This is a genomic window from Dethiosulfatibacter sp. (genome assembly GCF_983023055.1).
The window spans coordinates 1-3045 of sequence record NZ_CEZJXU010000321.1; the positions used below are offsets into that span (position 1 = coordinate 1).

Consider the following 3045-nt stretch of genomic DNA (forward strand, 5'->3'; position numbering starts at 1 on the left):
ATATTATATCACAATATTTTTAAAAAAGATATTGCCAACGGCTAAATACACCAGTATTCCAATACATGTTCCTGAGCTGTCTATAAATACATCCATTACAGCCGGTCCCCTTCCAGGAACAAACATTTGGTGAACCTCATCCGTTGCTGCATAGAGACTGCAGATTAGCAGTGCTGCAACAAATCTCTGGTGTAATGGTACATTGCTGCCAATAGCTGAAAAAACAAATATTCCCAGTAAAAAATACATAAGAAAATGTGCATTCTTTCTGATTATACCATTTAAAGCTTCTGTATCAAAATCAAATTCCGGAGCAATCTTTTCAACAGTTTCAATTACTATTTGAGTGACTCCAGTGCTAAGTTTGTTTGATTCGTCTGCGACCTGTGCTGAAAATCTGTAAATCAATACCATCCACAAAACAACAACCATCCACAATATAATACTTTTTTTATTATTAGTAAATTTTTCTTTCATTTATTCATCCCCCACAAGAAAGCAACTATAAAAAAAGGCGACCACAATAGCGGACACCCATCATTTCATATTTTCTATCCCAATAGCTACCCAAAACGTAGTATATCACAAAAAGTTAACTACTTCAATGTCAATTCTGTAACATTTAATTATCAAAAAACCTTCTCATCCTAACCATCTGTTTATGTCCAAAAAACGTCATAATATATCTAAGAACTGTCTTAATTGTAAATTTCAGTTTAAATGCTTCCCGGATATACTTTCTTGCTTCCCTGTTATTTCCATTTCTCATATTCCTGGACGCAAGAGCCTTATACTTTCCAGTATTCCTTGTCAATTTCTCGTCTTCTGACAGCTCTTCAATATATTCAGAATACTTTTCATCAAACCTTTCAACAGTTTCCCAGTACTTCTCAAGGTCTAATGATATCTGGTTGGCATCCTTTCTGAAAAAATATCTTATTAGAGGTTCCTCAACAACATCTACATTGCACAGTCTGCAAACCCTGATCCATAGGTCCTGATCCTGCCTCATTTTGATCTCTTCGTCAAATAATCCTGATATTTCAAGGATACTTTTCCTTACTACTACACTTGAGGTTGTTCCTATACAATTTCTTATCAGTACTTCTTTGAATAGATTACCCCTGTTTCTTGGTATATTCTTGTATTTAATATCATAAAAGGTATATATGACTTCCGAGCCCGTATATACAAGCCCCACCGAATCATCTTCAAATAATTTCATCTGCTTCTCAAGCTTTTCAGGCATCCACTCATCATCATCGTCCAGAAAGGCAATGAATTCACCCCTTGCCATCTCTATCCCTGTATTCCTGGCATGGTTCCCGCCTTTCGACTCAATAATGGTGTAATAGGATATCCTTTCATCAACAAGTGTCTTGAGAAATTCTTCCGTATCGTCCGAAGAGCAATCATTCACAATTATTATCTCGTAATCTTCATAGGTCTGTTTCAACACCGATTCAAGGGCATTTTTCAGCAATTCAACCCTGTTGTGGGTAGGTATTATAACACTTACCATAATATTCCTCCGTAAGACAATTTTTACTTTAATCATCCGCAGACCTGTTTAGTTTACAGATTTACGAAAATTATATCACACATTAAGCTATAAAAAAATCAATTCTTAATTTAATGAAAAACAAAGCCGCTCCACCCGACTTAATTCGGTTGAAACGGCTGTACTCTATTATTTGCAATTACTGCTTTATTTTCCTTGTTGTAAATGTCAATGCTAAGTCATCAGCCATCATTTCACCACCTATCCCCATGACTGCGTTCTTGGCAATTGTCAAGGTATATGTCGTTTTGCCTGTTAAACCGCCTGCGTATATCAGCAATGTATCTCTTTTTGTAGCGATTCTATTAATCGGGAAATCTGCATTGTCTCTTATAAGATCTTCATTAAAAGTACCGACATAATTGTTGAAGTTAATTTTAATAGTAACGTAATTTCTCACACCTGTTGCACCATTGGCTGGCGAAGTACTATCGATTGTCAGATACTCTACAGGTGTCGGAGTTGCCGGCTCAATATAATACCCTTGTGAATAGGCATTTATAGATAAGACTGGATCGCCTTTGTCTGTCGCTGTCACTTTAAGTCTTAAATATTTGGTCGCTTCATCACTTTCAAGAAGATACTCCGTATCTATATCTCCCATATCCGCGTATAGTCCGTTTTCCGTATCGGAAATCTGCCACATGTATGAATAGCTAAGATTCCCTTCTCCACCATCATCAGTCCACGTACCTTCATATGCCACGACAGTATAGTCTACTTGTACTATACCTATAATTTTCGGCAGGTCATTACTATCATTAGCAGGAGCCTCATTCGGCTTAGGTTCAGGTTGAATTTCAATCCATGCCGAATGCGCCGTAGTTGACTTGACAATATATTGACCACTGTCGGTTGATGTCTCTGCCACCCTCAGGTACAATCCTTCATCACTCTCACCAGGAGTGTAAGTCATGTCATCTACATTACCCACGTCATCTACATTTTCTTCACTTTGCGTAGCCGAAACTTGCCACCTATGGTAATATATAAGATTTCCTTCCCCATCGTCATCAGTCCATGTTCCTGGAATGAATTCAAGGAGATTATTTACCTGAACAATTCCATCTATTCCAGGTAATTCCGTGTATTCTGGCGGTTCATTCACAGGTCCTATCTGATGCCATACAGAATATGCCACATCTTTCAAGCCTTCTGTATCCTCTGCAGTTACTTCAACCCTCAAGTATTTCTCGGCATCTTCTGACCCTAGAGTAATTCCCAATCCCGACGAGTCAAGAAGTCTATCGATTATATCCCCTTCACTGGCCGAAGTCGCAAGCTGCCACTCATTATAATAATTAAGTTCTATTAAAGGATCGTCTTCGTCTTCCCATACTCCCGGGTCAGCCAAAATCCAGTTTCCAACTTCAACTACAGCTTCAGCTCCATATAAATCTATTAATGTAGGCTGTGAAGTATTTACAGGAGGGTCATTGGTAGTTGGTGGTTCTTCCCCTATCAAATACCAATCCGATTCCGCA

At 38.2% G+C, this 3045-nt stretch carries 3 protein-coding genes; all 3 read right to left on the reverse strand.

Features of this window, described 5'->3' with window-relative positions; all coding sequences use genetic code 11:
• Positions 1-3 precede the first annotated feature (3 nt).
• Positions 4-477, reverse strand: a complete 474-nt coding sequence (locus AC3AX0_RS10305; protein ID WP_487550206.1) for a VanZ family protein — start codon at positions 475-477, stop codon at positions 4-6.
• A 145-nt stretch (positions 478-622) separates the two neighbouring features.
• Positions 623-1522 (reverse strand): glycosyltransferase family 2 protein, encoded by a 900-nt coding sequence (locus AC3AX0_RS10310; protein WP_487550207.1) that lies wholly within the window; start codon positions 1520-1522, stop codon positions 623-625.
• Positions 1523-1700: 178 nt separating this feature from the next.
• Positions 1701-3045: Ig-like domain-containing domain (locus AC3AX0_RS10315; protein WP_487550208.1), on the reverse strand; the 1345-nt coding region annotated here is incomplete at its 5' end.

What these genes read in the sequence shown, in the direction of transcription:
- AC3AX0_RS10305 (WP_487550206.1), bottom strand. Translation starts at nt 477, where the DNA reads ATGAAAGAAAAATTTACTAATAATAAAAAAAGTATTATATTGTGGATG.
- AC3AX0_RS10310 (WP_487550207.1), bottom strand. Translation starts at nt 1,522, where the DNA reads ATGGTAAGTGTTATAATACCTACCCACAACAGGGTTGAATTGCTGAAA.